At 37.3% G+C, this 1,365-nt stretch carries 1 protein-coding gene and 1 pseudogene; both read right to left on the minus strand.

The features are described 5' to 3' along the window. Positions 1-748 (minus strand): outer membrane beta-barrel protein (locus F957_RS03160; RefSeq protein WP_016660560.1); only part of this gene is annotated, 748 nt, incomplete at its 3' end. A 467-nt stretch (positions 749-1,215) separates the two neighbouring features. Beyond that, positions 1,216-1,365, minus strand: a pseudogene (locus tag F957_RS21525) (OmpA family protein); the annotation flags it as partial.

Here is a 1,365-nt window from a genome sequence, read left to right on the forward strand (position 1 = left end):
ACTCAGCTAACTTCTCAGCAACCTTAGCAATTTCAGACTTGTATTGTGGTTTGATAACAGACTTGTTCGTATCGAAGAATACGCGAAGTTCCATGTTAAGATCTTCAGTTAACTCTTGTGGTTGTGGAGCAACTGGAGTTGGTTCAACTGGAGCAACTTCTACAACTGCTGCAGCTGGCTTCAAGTGACCACCAAGAACTACGTTCAAACCAGCAAGTGCTGTATATCTCCAGTATTTCTCATCAAAATCGTACGTACCACGAGCTTCTGTACGAAGAGATAAAGCATCATTTAAGCGCCAGAAAGCACCTAAACCAGCGTTACCAATCGTGTCTTTCTTGTCAGCATAGATACCGTCAAAATCAGTTTTCATCTGACCAGCACCTAACAATACATACGGCTTAATTTTGCTATCGTAGTTTTTCGTGATCAAGTCAGAAGTAGCATAGAAATTACCAGCAACTGTTTGTTGCTTGTATTCAGCATTCGCTACGCCAGTACCATCAAGATCACCCTTCACCTGGTTATATTCAACTTCAAAACCTAACCAAGGTGTTAACTCAACGCCTAATGCAGCACCAACAAATAAATCATCCTGCAACTCTGCATGAGTTGTTAGGTTGTCATTATTATGCTTACTATCCTGCCAGCTATAACCCACTAATAATGGAGTTACTGTTACGCCAGCATTCGCAGCAGCTAATGGAGCAGCAACAAGCATAGCAAGTGCAATACGACTCAATTTCATGGATATCCTCCAAAAAAACAAAAAATTGTTTGTTCTCTAAACGCTTAATAGTTTTTGAATACTGAGAAATAGTCTTATTGTATCTTTTCCCGTTATTCACCTTACGTTAAATCATACAAATACTTGATCAATTTTCCAAGCATTTAATAACATTCAGTCAGCAGCCACCGAAAAAAATAACCTATTTCCCACCCCCAAAAACTAGAAAATTCTAATTTAACAACATCTAATTCAGGCTGTGAGAGCTTATCACTTTTTAATCAAAATTTTAACAAGCTATCAAAATCTTTTCAATAAAACTAAATAATTCTCACAGTACATCTAAAATTAAGACAAGATTATGCCAGTTTTTAGATTTTATGTTTTAGTTTTACATCAATACTACAAAAACTTTGATATATATAAATTTGATATATATAAAAAAAGCGACTCTGACGAGTCGCTTTTTTTCAGTTCATAAACTCAAATTATTGAGCTTGTTGACCTGGTTGTACAAGAACAGTACGGCTACCAGAGATCGCAGCGAATACGCGACGGTTCATAGCACGACCTTCTTTAGTTTTGTTGTCAGCAATCGGTTGATCCCAAGCGAAACCTTGAGTTGTCAAACGAGTTGC

The organism is Acinetobacter gyllenbergii CIP 110306 = MTCC 11365 (genome assembly GCF_000413855.1).
Taxonomy (GTDB): Bacteria; Pseudomonadota; Gammaproteobacteria; order Pseudomonadales; family Moraxellaceae; genus Acinetobacter; species Acinetobacter gyllenbergii.